Raw genomic sequence first — 17,280 nt, forward strand, 5'->3', positions numbered from 1 at the left:
CTTGCGCCATGGTATGGGGGATCAAGAGGGCAAGAATCTTCGATCGAGCGCGATGACCAGCCATCCCGTCCAATCTCCGCAGTTTTTCCTGACGGCCCCCTCGCCCTGCCCTTATCTCGAAGGCCAGTTCGAGCGGAAGGTCTTCACGCATCTCGTCGGTGAGAAAGCAAGCGATCTCAACGATCTGCTGACGCAGGGCGGCTTCAGGCGCTCGCAGAACATAGCTTATCGCCCCGCCTGCGAGACGTGCCGCGCCTGCATTTCCGTCCGCATTCTCGTCGATGAGTTCCAGCCGTCGCGCTCCATGCGCCGTGTGCTTCAACGCAACTCCGACCTCATCGCGATCGAATACCCGGCGGAACCATCGAGCGAGCAATATTCGCTTTTTCGCGGTTACCTCGACGCCCGGCACCGCAAGGGCGGCATGTCGGACATGACCGTGCTCGATTATGCGATGATGGTCGAAGATAGCCATGTCGAGACGAAGATCATCGAATACCGGATCTCCGACCCCGACAGCCGCATCACCGGCAAGTCGACGGGGCCGCTCATCGCCGTGGCGCTGTCAGACGTCATGGGCGACGGCATGTCGATGGTCTATTCCTTCTACGATCCCGAGCACCGCGATCGCTCGCTCGGCAGCTTCATGATCCTCGACCACATCGCGCGCACGCGCCAGCGCGGCCAGCCGCATGTCTATCTCGGCTACTGGGTCGCCGGCTCTCGGAAGATGGATTACAAGACGAAGTTCCTGCCCCAGGAACATCTCGGCGCGCGTGGCTGGGAACGGTTTTGCAGCAAGCCCTGATCTGAGGCGGGCTTTGGCAGGCCGCTCCTAGTCCTTGCCGACGCAGTCCTGATGCCGGATCTCTTCAGCACCATCGTCGCCGCGGTAAAGACTTCCCTCATTGCCCTTGGACCACCAGACGAAGCGTTCGCCTTCGCCGGCCGTCGCATAGCGCACGCCGGAGCCGCTGATGATGGTCTCCATCACATGCATGACGCCATCGGCGCGCACGACTGCAAGCGATAGCCCGCTCGCCATGTTGAGATAGGCGATGTCGATCTCCGCGCCGTCGGCGCAGACATAGGTGGTGAGAACGCCTTCATAGGCAGGCGCCTGGTCTTGGGCGAACGCCGACGTCACGAATGCCAGTAAAGTGACGCCGAGGGCTGTGGATGCGAAGCGGACCATGTTTGAACTCGTCCCCTCTCTCGGAGCCTCAGCCCGTGAACTTGCCGCTTCGCGGGAAACCCTTCGGCGCGATGCGGCCGGCCTGGGCTCGGTCGCCCAGCCATTCGGTCAACTCTTCCCGGTTGCGCGTGAAGGACCGGCCGGCCGAATCGGCCCAGCTCAAACCGTCGGCCATTGCAAAGCACTTGAGATCGGCGATGCCGCCATCCTTGTAGCGCTGGAGGCGCACGCCCTTGCCGCGGCTCATCTCGGGGATCTGAACCAGCGGGAACACCAGGAGCTTGCGGTTTTCGCCGATCACGGCGACGCTATCGCCCGAAACTGGAACGACCATCCGCGTCTCGTCCGGCAGCTTGACGTTCATCACCTGCTTGCCCTTGCGAGTGTTCGCGACAAGCTCGCTTTCGGCGACAACGAAGCCGTTTCCTTCGCCGGAGACGATGATCATCTTGGCGGCCGCGTCATAGACGAAGGCCGTGACGATATCCTGGTCGTTGTCCATCTCGACCATGATGCGCAACGGCTCGCCGTGCCCGCGTCCGCCCGGCAGCTTGTCTGCGCCAAGCGTGAACGCCTTGCCGCCGGTGGTCACCAGAATAATCTTGTCGGTCGTCTGGGCCGGGAACGCGGTCTTCAGCTTGTCGCCATCCTTGAAGGCGAGGCTCGAGAGATCGGACATGTGGCCTTTGAGCGCGCGGATCCATCCCTTTTCGGAGATGACGACCGTGATCGGCTCCTTCTCGATCATCGCCTGCTGAATGGCTTCCAGATCCGTCTCGGGCGCATCGGCGAACTGCGTGCGGCGGCGGCCGAGCTTGGTGTCCTTGCCGAAGGTCTTCTTGACCTCCTTCACCTGCCAGGACACCGCCTGCCACTGCTTGACGTCGGACGAGAGCAGGCCTTCGATCTTGGCCTTCTCTTCGGTGAGCTCATCGAACTCGCGCCTGATTTCCATCTCTTCCAGGCGCCGCAAGTGCCGCAGGCGCATGTTGAGGATGGATTCGGCCTGAAGCTCGGTCAGCGTGAAGGTCGCGATCAGCACCTCTTTCGGTTCGTCCTCCTCGCGGATGATGCGGATCACCTCGTCGAGGTTCAGATAGGCAATCAAAAGACCGCCGAGGATTTCCAGCCGGCGCTCGATGGCAGCGAGGCGATGGCGCGACCGCCGCTGCAGCACGTCCTTGCGGTGCTCCAGCCACTCCCACAGCACCTCGTTCAGCGCCATGACCTTCGGCACGCGACCCATGCTCAGAACGTTCATGTTGAGCGGGATGCGGCTTTCGAGATCGGTGACGCGGAAGAGCGATTCCATCAGAAGCTGCGGATCGACCGTGCGGCTCTTGGGGATCAGGACCAGGCGCACGTCTTCGGCGGATTCGTCGCGCACGTCGTCGAGCAGCGGCAATTTGCGGGCGTTCAAAAGCTCGGCGATCTTTTCGATCAGCCGTGCCTTCTGCACCATGTACGGAATTTCCGTGACGACGATCTGATAGCCGCCACGGCCGGTATCCTCGGTCTCCCAGCGCGCCCGCACGCGGAAGCCGCCGCGGCCGGTGCGGTAGGATTCCAGAATGGAACCCCGGCTTTCCACCATGACGCCGCCGGTCGGCAGGTCGGGTCCCGGAATGAACTCCATCAGAGCCTCGACCGACGCATCGGGATGCTCGATCAAATGGAGCGCGGCGTCGCAGAGTTCGGCGGCATTGTGCGGCGGGATCGAGGTCGCCATGCCCACGGCGATGCCGGTGGAGCCGTTGGCGAGCAGGTTCGGGAACGCGCCGGGCAGAACGGTCGGCTCGCTGTTCTCCTCGTCATAGGTGGTACGAAAATCGACGGCGTCCTCGTCGATGCCTTCGAGGATGAGTTCGGCGGCGGCCGTCATCTTCGATTCGGTGTAACGCATGGCGGCTGCGTTATCGCCGTCGATATTGCCGAAATTGCCTTGGCCGTTGACCAACGGATAGCGAACGGCAAAATCCTGCGCCAGACGCACCAGCGCATCGTAGATCGACTGGTCGCCATGGGGGTGGAAGTTACCCATGACCTCGCCGACGATCTTCGCGCATTTACGGAAGGATCCGGCCGAACGCAGACCCATCTCGCTCATCGCATAGATGATGCGGCGGTGAACCGGCTTCAGCCCATCGCGCACGTCGGGCAGCGCGCGATGCATGATTGTCGAGAGCGCATAGGCAAGGTAGCGCTCTTCGAGCGCCTTCTTCAGATCGATCGGTTCGATCTCGTCCGGTGATCGCGGCGGTCCAAGGTCCTTACCCATCCGTCGGGCTTATCGCCTGGGGTGTCGAGCGTAAAGAGGCGGAGCCTTCGCCGGGCTTGCGTCACGGGACTTGTCCACACGCATGTCTTCTGGACCCGCTGCCTTCATCAGGACAATAATCCGGCCATGATGGACAGGACACGAATCTCCCGCATGACTGCTGCAAGAGAGACCTACGCATGGCTTCGAAAATGCCCGTGACTTCGCTTGCCTTCATGGTCGCCTGTGGATGCGTGGTTCTGTCGGACGGAGCGCTTGCCCAGGATGGCGTGGCCGATGCGCTTCTCGACCGCATGCTCAACTCGGTCGCGATCGAAAATGGCACGTTCAGCTACGAACGTGTCGATCTCGACGGCGAGCGACTGACATTTTCCGACGTGATGGTATCGCCCGAAGGCGGCCAGCCGGTGCCGATAGACACGGTCATCTTCGACGGCGTGTCCCGCAGTGCGGCCGGCGATTTCAATGTGGCGCAGATCCTCATACCGACGCTTCAAGTCAGCCAGACTGGCGGCCGGGTGACGGTCGAGGACATCATGGTGAGCGGTGTCGACCTGTTTGCCGATGCCGGTCGGCGGGCCTCCTACGACCAGGCGATGACCGGACCGGTCAATCTCGTCATGGACGGCGTGACCGTCTTTTCAGCCGTGTCGACGTCGCTTGAGGTCACTCCATCCGCCGGCGGCGCGATCGAGACTTCGGTGGAAGCAAGTGGGATCGAGATACCCGCCGAGATGGCTGGCCATCCGTCCGCGGTGTCCGCGATGAAGGCCATGGGCTACGATACGCTGACAGGCTCCATGCATCTGACGAGCAACTGGAACGAAACGACGGGCGCACTCGCCGTTCCCGATCTCAGCCTGATGCTGGACGAGATGGGGATCCTGACCTTCAGCTTCGAGATGGAAGCGCTCGACACTGCGCCCTGGGCGATGATGCGCGGTGGCGAGACCATGCGAAACGAGGCCCAGGCACGCGCAGCGCTGGCAGATGCGATGGGGTCGGCCGTGCTCTCCAACGGCTCCATCCGCTTTCTGGATACGGGCCTGACGGGCCGTATCCTCGCCTATACGGGCAGCACCCAGGGACTGAACGCGGCAGAGATGACCAGCGTCTCGCGCATGATGCTGCCGCTTGCCGTGGCGCGTCTCGGCCACCCGCGCCTGCAGGCCGAAATCCTCGAGGTCGCAAATGCCTTCCTGATCGAGCCGGACACGTTCGAGATCAAGGCAGCGCCGGCTCAACCGGTGCCCGTGATGCAGATCGCGGCGGCTTCAATGATGTTTCCCCAGGCCCTGCCCGACCTGCTCAATCTCAGCGTTTCGAATTTCGATCTGAGCGATCCGCTTCCGTCCAGGTAGCTACGCAACGGGCGATGATCAGCCGTGCGCCACGTTCGAGATCCGCGGCACTCATCGGCAGCTCGCCTTCTAGCGCATCCTCCGGCAGAGGCGGCACGTGGACGAAACCGGTCATGCCGGCTTGCAGCCCCTCGCAGGTGCCTGAACGGGCGAGCGCGAACGCCATGTTGCAGAGATAGTCACCGGCATCGTCCGACCATTCGACCGGCAGGCCCTCGGCCTGAAGATCTTCGATGATGGCCTGTAGAGGCAGCGTCGAGGGCCAGCTTTCCGGCCCATCGCAGATCCGCTCGCTCACCGGAAGATGGCCCTGATTGTCGGGCCGCGCATGCTTAAGGCTGTTGCGGGCAAGCCCCTCCAGCCGAAAACCGATCGCGCGCCGGGCGAGGCCGAACTGAATGACGATGTCTGGACGAAATGCGCGGCCGATCGCGGAAAGCCGGTCGGCAAGGCCTGCATATTCCACCGGCAAGATTTCCGCTTGGAAGGCTTCCAGGCGCTCGGTCGGCGGATCAAAGCTCAGGAGACGTGCCAGCGCCTCGGTCGGATTGACCGGGGCGCTGGGAAAGACGGAAAAGCTCGTGACGAGCACGCGGGGCAACGATGTTGCGCCCTCGCCCGCCATCGGAATCAGTCGTCCTTCTTCTTCGGAATGACGCGCAGTCCGAGATCGACGAGCTGCTTGTTCTCGGCGGGTGCCGGAGCGCCCATGAGAAGGTCCTGCGCCTGCTGGTTCATCGGGAACAGTGCGATTTCGCGCAGGTTGCGCGCACCGCAGACGAGCATGACGATACGATCGATGCCGGCCGCCATGCCGCCATGGGGCGGTGCGCCGTACTGGAAAGCGCGGTAGAGACCGCCGAAGCGCTCCTCGACATCGTTCTTCGACAGGCCGACCATTTCGAACGCCTTGACCATCAGGTCGGGCTTGTGGTTGCGCAGGCCGCCCGAGACGATCTCGAAGCCGTTGCAGACCAGGTCATATTGATAGGCCTTGATGCCGAGCGGGTCGGAGCCTTCCAGCGCCTCCATGCCGCCTTGCGGCATCGAGAACGGATTGTGGGCGAAATCGATCTTCTTCTCGTCCTCGTTCCACTCGTAGAAGGGGAAGTCGACGATCCAGCAAAGCTCGAAGCGCTCGCGGTCGATGAGGTTGAGTTCCTCGCCGGCGCGATCGCGGGCAGCACCTGCGAATTTGTAGAACTTCTTCGGATCGCCGGCGGCGAAGAAACACGCATCGCCGGGCTCCAGGCCGAGCTGCTGGCGAATGGCTTCGGTGCGCTCCTCGCCGATATTCTTGGCAATCGGGCCGGCACCTTCGATCTTGCCGCCTTCCTCACGCCAGAAGATGTAGCCGAGGCCCGGCTGGCCTTCGCCCTGCGCCCAGGAATTCATGCGATCGCAGAACGCGCGCGAGCCGCCGGTCTTGGCTGGGATCGCCCAGACTTCGGCCTTGTCGCTGCCCGCGAGGATGTTGGCGAAAACCTTGAAGCCAGAGCCGCGGAAATGCTCGGACACGTCCTGCATCTCGATCGGGTTGCGCAGGTCCGGCTTGTCCGAACCATAGGTGCGGATGGACTCATCGTAAGGAATGCGCCGGAAGCTCGGCGTAACCGGCTTGCCCTCGGCGAATTCCTCGAAGATGCCGCGCAGGACCGGCTCCATCGTTCCGAGGATCTCGTCCTGTTCGACGAAGCTCATTTCGAGGTCGAGCTGGTAGAATTCGCCATAGAAGCGATCGGCGCGCGGATCTTCATCACGGAAGCACGGCGCGATCTGGAAGTAGCGGTCGAAGCCCGACACCATCAGAAGCTGCTTGTAGATCTGCGGCGCCTGCGGCAGCGCGTAGAACTCGCCCTGGTGCAGGCGGGACGGCACGAGAAAGTCGCGCGCGCCTTCCGGCGACGATGCGGTCAGGATCGGCGTCTGAAATTCGGTGAAGCCGATCTCGTTCATGCGACGACGCATCGCGGCAATGACCCGGGTGCGGGTCATGATGTTCTTGTGCAGCGTCTCGCGGCGCAGATCGAGGAAGCGGTACTTCAGGCGCACGTCTTCCGGGTAATCAGGCTCGCCGAAGACCGGCAGCGGCAGTTCCTTGGATGCGGACAGCACTTCGATCTCGGTGGCGTAGATCTCGATTTCGCCCGTCGGCATCTTGGCGTTGACGGTTTCCTGGGTGCGTGCCTTGACCCTGCCGTCGATGCGGATGACCCACTCGCCGCGAACCTTTTCGGCATCCTTGAACGCCGGGGAATCAGGATCGGCGACGACCTGCGTGATGCCGTAATGGTCGCGCAAATCGAGGAAGAGCACGCCGCCATGGTCACGCACACGGTGGACCCAGCCCGAGAGGCGGACGGTTTCGTCCACGTTGGCCTTGCGGAGGGCGGCGCAGGTATGGCTGCGATAACGGTGCATCAATTGATCCCGGGATTCTTGCTTGGACATGGTTTGGGAGCGCTTATGCGGCCTTGTCCGAATGGCGGCCGCCGCCCCTGAAATTCGCGCCGGACAAGCGCATGGCAAGGCCGGTTTGTCAAGGATTGGCGCGGGCAAGCACTTGGGCTGCGGCGAGCCGTTTGCAATAGCTCACCCCTCTTATATAGAGCATTCATGGACATCATTACATCGACCGACGCCCTTGCGGCCGCCTGCGACAGGCTCTCCACTTCCGAGTTCGTGACGATCGACACGGAGTTTCTTCGCGAAACGACGTTCTGGCCGCAGCTTTGCCTCATCCAGATGGCATCGCCGGACCTCGCCGTCATCGTCGACCCGTTGGCGAGCGGTATCGACCTCAGCCCGTTCTTCAAACTGATGGCCGATACGAAGATCACGAAGGTCTTTCACGCGGCGCGCCAGGACATCGAGATCATTTTTCACTTGGGCGATCTCATTCCCCACCCGATCTTCGACACACAGATCGCGGCGATGGTGTGCGGGTTCGGCGATTCGATCTCTTACGACCAGCTGGTGGCGCGCATCACCGGCGGGCGCATCGACAAGACGTCGCGCTTCACCGACTGGAGCCGCAGACCGCTATCGGATACACAACTCGAATATGCGCTGGCCGACGTCACTCATCTGCGAGACGTCTATATGCATCTGAAAGCCGAGTTGGAGCGCGAAGGCCGCACACACTGGCTCAAGGAAGAGATGGACGTTCTGGAATCGCGCGAGACCTACGATCTACATCCCGACGACGCCTGGAAGCGGCTGCGCATGCGGGTGAAGAAGCCTCGCGAACTCGCAATCCTGCAGACCGTTGCCGCATGGCGCGAGCGCGAGGCGCGTGCCCGCGACGTTCCGCGCGGCCGGGTGCTCAAGGACGACGCCATATACGAGATTGCGCAGCAGGCGCCGAAGGATACCGAAGCCTTGTCGCGACTGCGCACCATCCAGCGCGGCTGGGAACGCTCTCAGGCTGGTCAGGCGGTGATCACGGCCGTCAACGAGGCACTGTCGATCCCAAAGGATGACATGCCCCGCCTGGAGCGTTCGCGCGCCGCGCCCGAGGGTGCCGGTGCGGCAACCGAACTCCTGAAGGTGCTCCTGAAGCTCATCACGGAACGCGAAGGCGTCGCACCCAAGATCATCGCGAATGCCGACGATCTGGAGCAGATCGCGACCAATGGCGAGGATGCAGACGTGCCGGCACTTCACGGCTGGCGGCGCGAAATGTTCGGCGACAAGGCTCTGGACCTGATCAACGGCCGCCTGGCGCTGCGTTTCAACGAAAAGCGCGTGGACACACTCGACATCGGCTAAAGGCGCACCGGCGTGAGCGATGTCGCGACCACCATTCACAATGAGCGCACGAAGCTGACGGCGACGTGGCTGAATGGCGTTGCGATCGCCTTGATGGCCGTCGGAGGCTTTGCCCCGACCATCTCCTACCTCGCCGCAACGGTGTCGACGCCCTCGCCGGAGTGGCTGACGACCACCAGCGCAGCTTGTTTTGGATTCAGCGTTGCCCTACATTTTATGGCACGGAAGGTGCTCGGAAGGTTGAGATCGTGACCGGTCTGGAACTTTATATCGCATTCGGTGTGCCGGCGATGTTTCTCGCTTGTGGCGTCATCGTCTATTTCTTGACGGCACTCAGCGATCGCAAGACAAACTGATCAGCTCCGCTTTTCTTTCTCAGTGACAGAACCGGAAGCTCAGATCGCGGCCGGTGAGTTTGGCGAGCTGCTGCAGCCGGCCTTCGAGCCTCTCGCCTTCGAAGCGTGCCATATCGGCCGGTACCACGAAGACGAGTGCGTTTTCGCCTTCCCCCTTTTCGACCGATAGACGCCGAACCGCGCCCGGCATCGACGCGGAAAAGAGGTAAAGCACGCGCAGCAGGCCGCCAAGCAGTTTGGCGCATTCCAGCAGCCGGGGAGTCGCGATTGCGGCTAGCGGGCTCGTTGCGCCGTCGTCGTTCAGACCTTCGAAGCGGTAATAGTTGGCGAGCGCGATATAGGCCCGGCCGGCATGGGTGATGCCGGTGAAGGAGCCGTGGGCGATGATGTTGAGCGCCTGCAGGCCGCGGTAATCGGGATGGGCGCGCCAGGAAATGTCGGCCATGAGGCAGGCCGCCTGCCGGTAACGGCTTTCTTCCGGCGTTTCTTCCACGCCGAATACCGAAAAGATCTCGCCCGTCCAGTCGGCAAGCTCGCGGGCATGTTCGGGCGAACGCGCGCGAAGCACGGCGAGTTCATGGGCAGCGGTGAGCAGCGGATCCCGGGCCCTCTCCTCTTCGCTCAGCAGGGAAAAGAGATACCCTTCCCGCACGCCCAGAGCCGAGAAGCAGACCGTCTTCGGCTTCATCCGCTCGATCGTTTCCTTGAGCGTCACGGCGCCGTAGGGCAGCAGCGCGCGGCGGCTCTTGGAGACCACCCGCATCGCATCATCCTTGGCAAGCTTGCCGGAAACGATGGCGTCCAGGAATGCCATCGCGGTGTCGTACGGGATCTCGTAATTCTGCATCATGTGCAGAGGGTAACCGGTGGCTTCCATGTGGAGACGAGCAATGTTTCGCCACGTGCCGCCAACGCAGTAGAAGGTGCGGTCGCGGCCGGCTGTCAGCATATCCGCCCGCGCGATCTGCTGCTTTGCGATCGCGGCCGCTTCATCGAGATTGCTGTGCGCGGTATCGGCGAGCCGCAGCCCGCCGAGCGGCAGAGTCATGCCGCGGCTGATCTCGTTGCCGACGATGTCGACGAGTTCCAGCGAACCGCCGCCAAGATCGCCGGCGATGCCGTCCGGCGCATGGAAGCCGGAAATGATGCCGTATGCAGAGAAAAGCGCTTCTTCCTCGCCCGTCAGGATGCGGATCGAGGTGCCGAGCGTCGCTTCGGCGCGCTTGACGAATTCCGGTCCGTTTTCAGCCTCGCGGGCAGCGGCAGTCGCCAGCACATGCATGCGGGTCGCGCGTGCCTGATCCGATAGGGCGCGAAAGCGGCGCAGCGCATAAATCGCCCGCTCAACACCGGTCTCTTCCATCCGGCCGGTTTCAGCCAAGCCTCGACCCAACCCGCAGAGAACCTTCTCGTTGAAGAGGACGGTCGGTGAGCGGCTAAGACCTTCGTAAACAACCAGACGCACAGAGTTCGACCCGATATCGATGACCGATATCGGGTGAATGCCGGGCAAACGGCCACGCGCTTCGGATTCAACCATGCAATATTTTAGCTTCTGCTTTTCTTGCCGGAAATCCAACCGGCTATCAGCTTCGGGGCGCTGGAGTTCAGGGCTTCTCCTCGGCCGGACAGGCTGGGGTTCGTCATGAAATAGACCTGCGCATTGAACGGCTCTTCGCCGGGACGCGCCTCCTGTCGGCTGGACGTCCCATCCTCCAATATCTTGTAGCTCTGCTGGTTATCAATAAGGTTGCCGAGCATAATTTGTGACAGAACCTGTTCATGCACGGTCTTGTTCGTCAACGGCACGAGCGTCTCGACGCGCCGATCCAGATTGCGCGGCATCATGTCTGCCGATCCGATATAGACGAGTGCGCGTTCCGACGGCAGGCCATCGCCATTGCCGAAACAGAAGATGCGGCTGTGCTCCAGGAAGCGTCCGATGATCGATTTCACGCGGATGCGTTCGGACAAGCCAGGCACGCCCGGGCGCAGGCAGCAGATGCCGCGGATCACCAGATCGACTTCAACGCCAGTCTGGCTCGCCCGGTAAAGCGCGTCGATGATCTCCGGATCGACGAGCGCGTTCATCTTCATCCAGATGGCAGCCGGTCTTCCAGCACTTGCGTGAGCGATCTCGCCTTCGATGTGGCTCAAAATGCGCTGGCGCAGCGTCAGCGGCGAAACCGCGAGCTTCATGTCACCCTCCGGCTCACCATAGCCGGTGATGAAATTGAAGACATTCGCGACGTCCTTGGCGATCGCCGGGTTGCAGGTGAAGAAGGACAGGTCCGTATAAATTTTGGCCGTGACCGGGTGATAGTTGCCGGTGCCGAGATGGCAGTAGCTGACCAGCCCCTTCTCCTCGCGGCGCACGACCAGCGACATCTTGGCGTGCGTCTTTAGTTCGATGAAGCCGAAGACCACCTGAACGCCGGCGCGCTCCAGATCTCGGGCCCAGCGAATATTCGCCTCCTCGTCGAAACGTGCTTTCAGTTCGACAAGCGCCGTCACCGACTTTCCGGCATCGGCAGCGTCGATCAAGGCGCGCACGATCGGACTGTCGTTCGACGTCCGGTAGAGCGTTTGCTTAATTGCAAGAACGTTCGGGTCACGAGCGGCCTGGAACAGGAACTGGGCAACGACGTCGAACGATTCGTAAGGGTGGTGGATGACCAGATCCTTCTCGCGGATCGCTGCCAGGCAGTCGCCGGCATGGTCGCGCACGCGTTCTGGGAAGCGGGCATTGTACGGTTCGAAACGCAGATCGTCGCGCGGCGCCTTCACGATCTCCGAAATGGTGTTCAGCGCAAGAAAGCCCGGCAGGAGCGCGACCCGGTTTTCCGGAACGTTCAGTTCGTCGATGACAAACTGGCGCAGGGATCGCGGCATGTCGCTGTCGAACTCGATGCGGATGACCGAGCCACGGCGACGCCGCTTCAGCGCGCTTTCGAAAAGCCGAACAAGATCTTCGGCCTCTTCCTCCACTTCGATATCGCTGTCGCGGATGATGCGGAACGTGCCGGAGCCTTTGACCTCGTAGCCGGGGAAGAGCCGGCCGATGAAGAGGCCGATCACATCTTCCATGGTGATGTAACGGATGCGCGTGCCCTGATCCGGCAAGCGGATGAATCGATCAAGCGCCGTCGGGATACGCAGCAACGCCGTCATGGGATCGCGGCCGGTCTTGCTCACCAACTGCAAACCGATCGAGAAGCCAAGATTGGGAATGAACGGGAAAGGATGCGCCGGATCGATCGACAGCGGCGTCAGAACCGGGAAGATCGAGCGGAGGAACTCGTCTTCGAGCCAAGGCCTGTCATCGGGCTCCAGCCGATCCGGGCGAACGATGTGGATGTCTTCCTTCGCCAGATAGTTTTGCAGATCGGCGAGCGAAGCCTGCTGCTCCATCTGCAGCTTGCCGACTTCCGCCAGGATCATGTCGAGCTGCTCGGGCGGCGTCAGGCCATCGGGCGAACGGTTGCCGATCCCTTCACGAACCTGGCCCTCCAGACCGGCCACGCGCACCATGAAGAACTCGTCCAGATTGGCGGCGGAAATCGAGAGAAATCGCACACGCTCCAGAAGCGGATGGGCAAGATTTTTGGTTTCCAGCAGGACGCGGCGATTGAACTGGAGCCAGGAGAACTCGCGATTGACGAACCGGCTGGGGCTTTCGAAAAGCTCGGGATCCAGGCTTGTCACGGGCGCCTCATCCCGCTCGCGCTTCGGAGCCTCAACGGCCAGTGGCTCTGCTATTGCAGCGTTGTCCTGTTTGTCGGTCATGCACATCAACTTTCTTCGGTTCCGGCCTCTCCGGAGCACCTAACCAAATCTAGCGAAGAATGCATGACAGTGCCATTCGGCCAATTGATCAGCTGGCGCGATCGTCCTGATATCTCGCCAGCACCTCGCTCGCGAGGCTGGTCGTCAGGCGTACGCGGCGCGACAAGGCGACCCGGTCCATCTCGGCGACGAGCCAAGAAGCGGCATCGAAGGAGCGCTCCATGCGCGCCACCAGATAATCGACCACCTTGGGGTCGATCGCGATCTGCCGGTCGGCGAACAGTTTGACGATCACCTGGGCGAGAAGTCCATCGTCGGGCCCGCCAATCTCAACGACCGTTGCCGCCTTCAGCCGCGATGTGAGATCGGGCAGCGAAACCGGCCAGGCGGCAGGCCAGAGCCGGCTCGTCATCATCAGGAAGCTCCCGGCGGATCGCACCTCGTTGATGAGGTGGAAGAGTGCCGTCTCGTCGATCGCCTTCCGGTCGACATCTTCGAGGATGACCGGGTGCGTGCGGGCGGCCTCCAAGGCTCGGGACGTGCTGCCGGCCAGATCGAGCACGGACGCATCGGCCCGCTCGCGCCAAATCTCTGCCAGATGGGTTTTGCCCGCGCCTGCAGGCCCGCAGAGGATCACGACGGGCGACGGCCAGTCAGGCCAACGGTCGATCAGCGCGATGGCGGCGCTGAGCGGGTCGGAAACGATCAGATCCTCGCGCCCGCGCGCTGCGGCATGGCCGAGTTCGAGCGGCAGCTGCTCGGCCCGTCCGGTCTGGAGACTACTGCGTCTGGCCATTGCCTACTCCGGCTTGCGCCTCTGGCCCGGCTCGATAAGCGTCGGCTTCTCAACGGTCAGCGACGGCGCGAACATATCGCTCTGAAGATACCGCTTCAGGGCAAAGCGCACCAGAACACCCACTGCGGCCGCGGCCGGCACAGCGATCATCATGCCGAGAAACCCGAACAGCGAAGCGAACGCGAACAGCGCAAACATCAGCCAGACGGGATGAAGACCGACGGATGAACCGACGAGCTTCGGCTGGAGAATGTTGCCTTCGAGAAACTGCCCGGCAAAGAAGATGCCCGCCACCGTCAGCACCCAGAAATAGTCCGGCCAGAACTGCACGATCGCGACGCCGATCGACAGCACGAGGCCGATCAGCGAGCCAACATAGGGGATGAAGCTGATGAGACCGGCAAACATGCCGATGAGCAGCCCGAAGTTCAGCCCCACCATGCTGAGCCCGATCGCATAGAAGAGACCGAGGATGATGCAGACGGTGCCCTGCCCGCGCACGAAGCCCGCAATCGCCAGATCCATGTCGCGCGCGATCTCGCGCACGTCCTCGACGTGGTCGCGCGGCACCCAGCTGTCGACCTTGTCCACCATGCGATCCCAGTCGAGCAGCATGTAGAAGGCCACCACCGGCGTGACGACCAGAAGCGCCAGCACGTTGATCAGCGCCATGGACGAGGTCCAGATCTGCGCGACCAGCGTGCCGACCAAACCCGCGCCCTGCGAAAGCAGGCCCGCGAAGCTTTCCCTCAGATTGGCGATCTGATCCTCGACCCATGGCGGAAACAGATCCTGGTCGGCGGTGGTGATCAGCGTCTGCAACTGCGTGATGTATTCCGGCAGTCTCTGGCCGAACTCCACGGCCTGGCCGACGAGCACCGGGATGACGATGATCAGCATCAGGACAAAAACGAGCAGGAAGGACAGAAGAATGACGACCGTCGCCATCAGCCGGCTCAGACCCAGTCTCTGCAGCCGATCGGCGACAGGATCAAGAAAATAGGCGAGCGCCATGCCTGCGACGAACGGCAAAAGCACGTTGCGGAACAAAAAAATGAAACCGATGAACACGGCGAGAGCGATGAGCCAGAAGACGATCTGGCGGCGCAGTGAAGACTGGTTGAAAACGAACGTCATGGCAGTCTCCGCGGCAACCACACTGCCCCGTCAGACCGGGACGCTGGACCTTCAACTTTGAAATGGGCGCTTTTTCGAGGCGTCCAGAAGCCTCGTCCAGCGGCGCGCATCAGTCGTCGGACATGTGGCGCAGCCAGTCAATGAGATAGGCCGCAGCGGACAGGACGGTCAAGGCGGATGTCAGGATCAGCAGCGTGTGGCCAACGCCGCTGAGGTTCAGATCAAAGGCCAGTTCTCCGAGTACGACCAGAGCCAGGCCGATCTGGAACGCCGTCGTCGCTTTTGAGACGAGGATCGGCTTCACGGTGACCGGCTGCGCCATCAGCGACGACAGAAGCACGGCCGCCACGATCAGGATGTCGCGCGAGGCCACCAATATCAGAAACCAGAGCGGCAACACCGCAAGCCAGGTCAGCATTACAAAGACCGACACGAGGAGCAGCTTGTCGGCGATCGGATCGAGATAGGTTCCGAGCTCGGAGCGTTGGTTGAAATGACGCGCGATGAAGCCATCCACCGCATCCGAAATTCCGGCCGCCAGGAACAGACCGAACGCCAGTTGCAGCTCGCCGAGGATCATCGCGTAGACCAGGGCCGGCACACAGAGCAGCCGTGCGACGGTGATGAGGTTGGGGATGGTCATGCGGCCTTGGCTTCAAAACAGATTGCTTGCGTTCAGCTCGGTAGCACAGTTCATGGCCTCCAAGCCTCTTTCAAGCGCATTGTTCAATCTCTTCTGCGGATTACAGGGCTTTCAGCACCCCTTAAACTTGCCTTTGCGGGGTCCACATGGCATTGCCTCGCGCCATCGCGGACAGCTTTCTTGATCAGGAGACGCTCATGGCCGAGGCCGGGAAACAGGACGGGCTCACCTATGCAGATGCGGGCGTCGACATCGATGCCGGAAACGCGATGGTCGAGAAGATCAAGCCGATGGTCCGATCCACGCGCCGGCCGGGTGCGGACGGGGAGATCGGCGGGTTCGGCGGGCTGTTCGACCTGAAGGCAGCCGGTTTCACCGACCCCGTACTGGTGGCTGCAAATGACGGCGTCGGCACCAAGCTGAAGGTTGCGATCGAGACAGGCAAGCATGAGACGGTCGGGATCGACCTCGTCGCCATGTGCGTCAACGACCTCGTAGTTCAGGGCGCGGAGCCACTCTTCTTCCTCGACTATTTCGCGACCGGCAAGCTCGACCCAGATCAGGGTGCGGCAATCGTCAGCGGCATCGCCGAAGGCTGCCGGCAGGCCGGCTGTGCGCTCATCGGCGGCGAAACGGCCGAAATGCCGGGCATGTATGCCAAGGGCGACTACGATCTCGCAGGCTTCGCCGTCGGTGCAGCGGAGCGCGGCACGCTGCTGCCGCATGGCGACATGGCGGAAGGCGACATCGTGCTTGGTCTCGCCTCCTCCGGGCTGCACTCCAACGGCTATTCGCTGGTGCGGCGCATCGTGGAGCGCTCGGGGCTCTCCTATTCAGCGCCCGTTCCCTTCGGCGAAGGAATCACGCTTGCCGACGCGGTGATGACGCCGACGCGCATCTATGTGAAATCGCTCCTGAAGACGATCCGCGAGACCGGCGCGATCAAGGGCCTTGCCCACATCACCGGCGGTGGATTTCCCGAAAACATTCCGCGGGTGCTGCCGAAGACGCTTGCCGCCGAGATCGATCTCGGTCAGATGCCGGTCACCGAGCTCTTTGCCTGGCTTGCCAAGGAAGGCGGCGTCGCGCCCGAGGAGATGCTGCGCACCTTCAATTGCGGGATCGGCATGATCGTGGTTGTTGCCGAAGACAAAGCCGCACAGGTCATTCAGTCCCTCACGGAAGCAGACGAGATCGTGGTGCCGCTCGGGCGCCTTCGTGCACGCAGCAGCGATGGTGCAGGCGTCATCTATAAGGGCAAGCTCGGTCTATGAGCGAGCCGCGCAAGCGCGTCGTCGCCTTCATTTCGGGCGGCGGCTCCAACATGCTGGCCTTGGCAAAGGCGTGTGAAGCCCCGGACTTCCCAGCCGAGATCGTCGCCGTCATCTCCGACAAGCCCGATGCTGGCGGTCTCGCCAGGGCCGAGGCTTTGGGCATCCCGACGCATGTGTTTGCGCGAAAGAGCTACGGATCGAAGGCCGAGCATGAGGCTGCGATCCTTGCAGCGCTTGCGGAAATTAGGCCGGACCTGCTCTGCCTTGCGGGCTACATGCGGCTGCTTTCGGCAGACTTCATCCGGCCGCATGATGGACGCATCCTCAACATCCATCCTTCCCTGCTGCCGCTGTTTCCCGGTCTCCATACCCATCAACGTGCGATTGATGCCGGCGTGCGTGTGCATGGCTGCACCGTCCATTTCGTCAATGAAGGCATGGATGAAGGTGCGATCATCGCGCAAGCGGTGGTGCCCGTTGACCCGCAGGACGATGCCGTGACGCTTGCCGGGCGCGTACTCACGGCCGAACACCGCCTCTATGCACATGCCCTTCGGCTGGTGGCGACAGGTGCCGTCAGGCTTGACGATGCCGGCCGGGTTCTGACGGCCGGTGCGCAGCGCAGCGACGACCCGGCCATGCTGATCTCGCCAGCGATGGAACCCGCCACAAGTTAGGCGGGT

General features: G+C 62.3%; 15 protein-coding genes. 6 read left to right on the forward strand and 9 right to left on the reverse strand.

Annotated features, from left to right (window positions below; genetic code table 11):
* Nucleotides 1-52: 52 nt before the first annotated feature.
* Entirely contained in the window at nt 53-808 is a 756-nt protein-coding gene (locus PU133_RS14165; protein ID WP_126010737.1) for an arginyltransferase, read from the forward strand.
* Between the two features lie 27 nt (nt 809-835).
* Here PU133_RS14165 and PU133_RS14170 read toward each other — a convergent pair whose 3' ends face one another.
* Nucleotides 836-1,195: an MliC family protein gene (locus PU133_RS14170; RefSeq protein ID WP_404862208.1), complete on the reverse strand. Its 360-nt coding sequence runs from the start codon at nt 1,193-1,195 to the stop codon at nt 836-838.
* A 28-nt stretch (nt 1,196-1,223) separates the two neighbouring features.
* Entirely contained in the window at nt 1,224-3,473 is a 2,250-nt protein-coding gene (gene parC, locus PU133_RS14175) for a DNA topoisomerase IV subunit A (RefSeq protein ID WP_404862209.1), read from the reverse strand.
* Between the two features lie 179 nt (nt 3,474-3,652).
* On the opposite strand from parC, the gene PU133_RS14180 reads away from it, so the two are divergent.
* Nucleotides 3,653-4,834, forward strand: coding sequence for a hypothetical protein (locus tag PU133_RS14180; RefSeq protein ID WP_404862210.1), 1,182 nt, complete (start codon nt 3,653-3,655; stop codon nt 4,832-4,834).
* Here the strand turns inward: PU133_RS14180 and PU133_RS14185 are convergent.
* On the reverse strand, nt 4,788-5,459 hold the full coding sequence (locus PU133_RS14185) for a hypothetical protein (protein ID WP_404862211.1): 672 nt from the start codon (nt 5,457-5,459) through the stop codon (nt 4,788-4,790). The two genes, PU133_RS14180 and PU133_RS14185, sit on opposite strands and share 47 nt — an antisense overlap.
* A gap of 5 nt (nt 5,460-5,464) precedes the next feature.
* Nucleotides 5,465-7,255 carry an aspartate--tRNA ligase gene (gene aspS, locus PU133_RS14190; RefSeq protein ID WP_404862212.1) on the reverse strand — a complete coding sequence of 597 codons (1,791 nt, stop codon included), beginning with the start codon at nt 7,253-7,255 and terminating at the stop codon, nt 5,465-5,467.
* A gap of 195 nt (nt 7,256-7,450) precedes the next feature.
* Between aspS and rnd the strand changes: the two genes are divergently transcribed.
* The gene (gene rnd / locus PU133_RS14195) at nt 7,451-8,605 is read left to right on the forward strand and encodes a ribonuclease D (RefSeq protein WP_404862213.1); all 1,155 of its coding nucleotides are present in this window, start codon (nt 7,451-7,453) and stop codon (nt 8,603-8,605) included.
* 12 nt (nt 8,606-8,617) lie between these two features.
* A complete protein-coding gene (locus tag PU133_RS14200; RefSeq protein ID WP_404862214.1) occupies nt 8,618-8,857 on the forward strand; it encodes an amino acid transporter in 240 nt (79 codons plus the stop codon).
* A gap of 123 nt (nt 8,858-8,980) precedes the next feature.
* Here the strand turns inward: PU133_RS14200 and ppx are convergent, their stop codons facing one another.
* The 5 genes from ppx to PU133_RS14225 all read right to left on the reverse strand — a co-directional run bounded on the left by ppx (nt 8,981) and on the right by PU133_RS14225 (nt 15,323).
* The gene (ppx, locus tag PU133_RS14205; RefSeq protein WP_404862215.1) at nt 8,981-10,501 is read right to left on the reverse strand and encodes an exopolyphosphatase; all 1,521 of its coding nucleotides are present in this window, start codon (nt 10,499-10,501) and stop codon (nt 8,981-8,983) included.
* An 8-nt stretch (nt 10,502-10,509) separates the two neighbouring features.
* The gene (locus tag PU133_RS14210) at nt 10,510-12,753 is read right to left on the reverse strand and encodes an RNA degradosome polyphosphate kinase (RefSeq protein ID WP_404862216.1); all 2,244 of its coding nucleotides are present in this window, start codon (nt 12,751-12,753) and stop codon (nt 10,510-10,512) included.
* A gap of 82 nt (nt 12,754-12,835) precedes the next feature.
* Nucleotides 12,836-13,543 (reverse strand): DnaA regulatory inactivator HdaA, encoded by a 708-nt coding sequence (gene hdaA / locus PU133_RS14215; RefSeq protein WP_404862217.1) that lies wholly within the window; start codon nt 13,541-13,543, stop codon nt 12,836-12,838.
* Nucleotides 13,544-13,546: 3 nt separating this feature from the next.
* Complete coding sequence (locus PU133_RS14220; protein WP_126010747.1) at nt 13,547-14,680, reverse strand: AI-2E family transporter; 1,134 nt, start codon at nt 14,678-14,680, stop codon at nt 13,547-13,549.
* Between the two features lie 109 nt (nt 14,681-14,789).
* Complete coding sequence (locus PU133_RS14225) at nt 14,790-15,323, reverse strand: CDP-alcohol phosphatidyltransferase family protein (protein ID WP_126010748.1); 534 nt, start codon at nt 15,321-15,323, stop codon at nt 14,790-14,792.
* A 197-nt stretch (nt 15,324-15,520) separates the two neighbouring features.
* On the opposite strand from PU133_RS14225, the gene purM reads away from it, so the two are divergent.
* On the forward strand, nt 15,521-16,597 hold the full coding sequence (purM, locus tag PU133_RS14230) for a phosphoribosylformylglycinamidine cyclo-ligase (protein ID WP_126013358.1): 1,077 nt from the start codon (nt 15,521-15,523) through the stop codon (nt 16,595-16,597).
* A complete protein-coding gene (purN, locus tag PU133_RS14235; RefSeq protein WP_404862218.1) occupies nt 16,594-17,274 on the forward strand; it encodes a phosphoribosylglycinamide formyltransferase in 681 nt (226 codons plus the stop codon). Before purM ends, purN begins: the two co-directional genes overlap by 4 nt.
* Nucleotides 17,275-17,280: the final 6 nt, after the last annotated feature.

It is taken from the genome of Georhizobium sp. MAB10 (assembly GCF_045012825.1).
Classification (GTDB): Bacteria; Pseudomonadota; Alphaproteobacteria; order Rhizobiales; family Rhizobiaceae; genus Georhizobium; species Georhizobium profundi.

What these genes read in the sequence shown, in the direction of transcription:
- PU133_RS14165 (WP_126010737.1), top strand. Translation starts at nt 53, where the DNA reads ATGACCAGCCATCCCGTCCAATCTCCGCAGTTTTTCCTGACGGCCCCC.
- PU133_RS14170 (WP_404862208.1), bottom strand. Translation starts at nt 1,195, where the DNA reads ATGGTCCGCTTCGCATCCACAGCCCTCGGCGTCACTTTACTGGCATTC.
- parC (WP_404862209.1), bottom strand. Translation starts at nt 3,473, where the DNA reads ATGGGTAAGGACCTTGGACCGCCGCGATCACCGGACGAGATCGAACCG.
- PU133_RS14180 (WP_404862210.1), top strand. Translation starts at nt 3,653, where the DNA reads ATGGCTTCGAAAATGCCCGTGACTTCGCTTGCCTTCATGGTCGCCTGT.
- PU133_RS14185 (WP_404862211.1), bottom strand. Translation starts at nt 5,459, where the DNA reads ATGGCGGGCGAGGGCGCAACATCGTTGCCCCGCGTGCTCGTCACGAGC.
- aspS (WP_404862212.1), bottom strand. Translation starts at nt 7,255, where the DNA reads ATGCACCGTTATCGCAGCCATACCTGCGCCGCCCTCCGCAAGGCCAAC.
- rnd (WP_404862213.1), top strand. Translation starts at nt 7,451, where the DNA reads ATGGACATCATTACATCGACCGACGCCCTTGCGGCCGCCTGCGACAGG.
- ppx (WP_404862215.1), bottom strand. Translation starts at nt 10,501, where the DNA reads ATGGTTGAATCCGAAGCGCGTGGCCGTTTGCCCGGCATTCACCCGATA.
- PU133_RS14210 (WP_404862216.1), bottom strand. Translation starts at nt 12,753, where the DNA reads ATGTGCATGACCGACAAACAGGACAACGCTGCAATAGCAGAGCCACTG.
- hdaA (WP_404862217.1), bottom strand. Translation starts at nt 13,543, where the DNA reads ATGGCCAGACGCAGTAGTCTCCAGACCGGACGGGCCGAGCAGCTGCCG.
- PU133_RS14220 (WP_126010747.1), bottom strand. Translation starts at nt 14,680, where the DNA reads ATGACGTTCGTTTTCAACCAGTCTTCACTGCGCCGCCAGATCGTCTTC.
- PU133_RS14225 (WP_126010748.1), bottom strand. Translation starts at nt 15,323, where the DNA reads ATGACCATCCCCAACCTCATCACCGTCGCACGGCTGCTCTGTGTGCCG.
- purM (WP_126013358.1), top strand. Translation starts at nt 15,521, where the DNA reads ATGGCCGAGGCCGGGAAACAGGACGGGCTCACCTATGCAGATGCGGGC.
- purN (WP_404862218.1), top strand. Translation starts at nt 16,594, where the DNA reads ATGAGCGAGCCGCGCAAGCGCGTCGTCGCCTTCATTTCGGGCGGCGGC.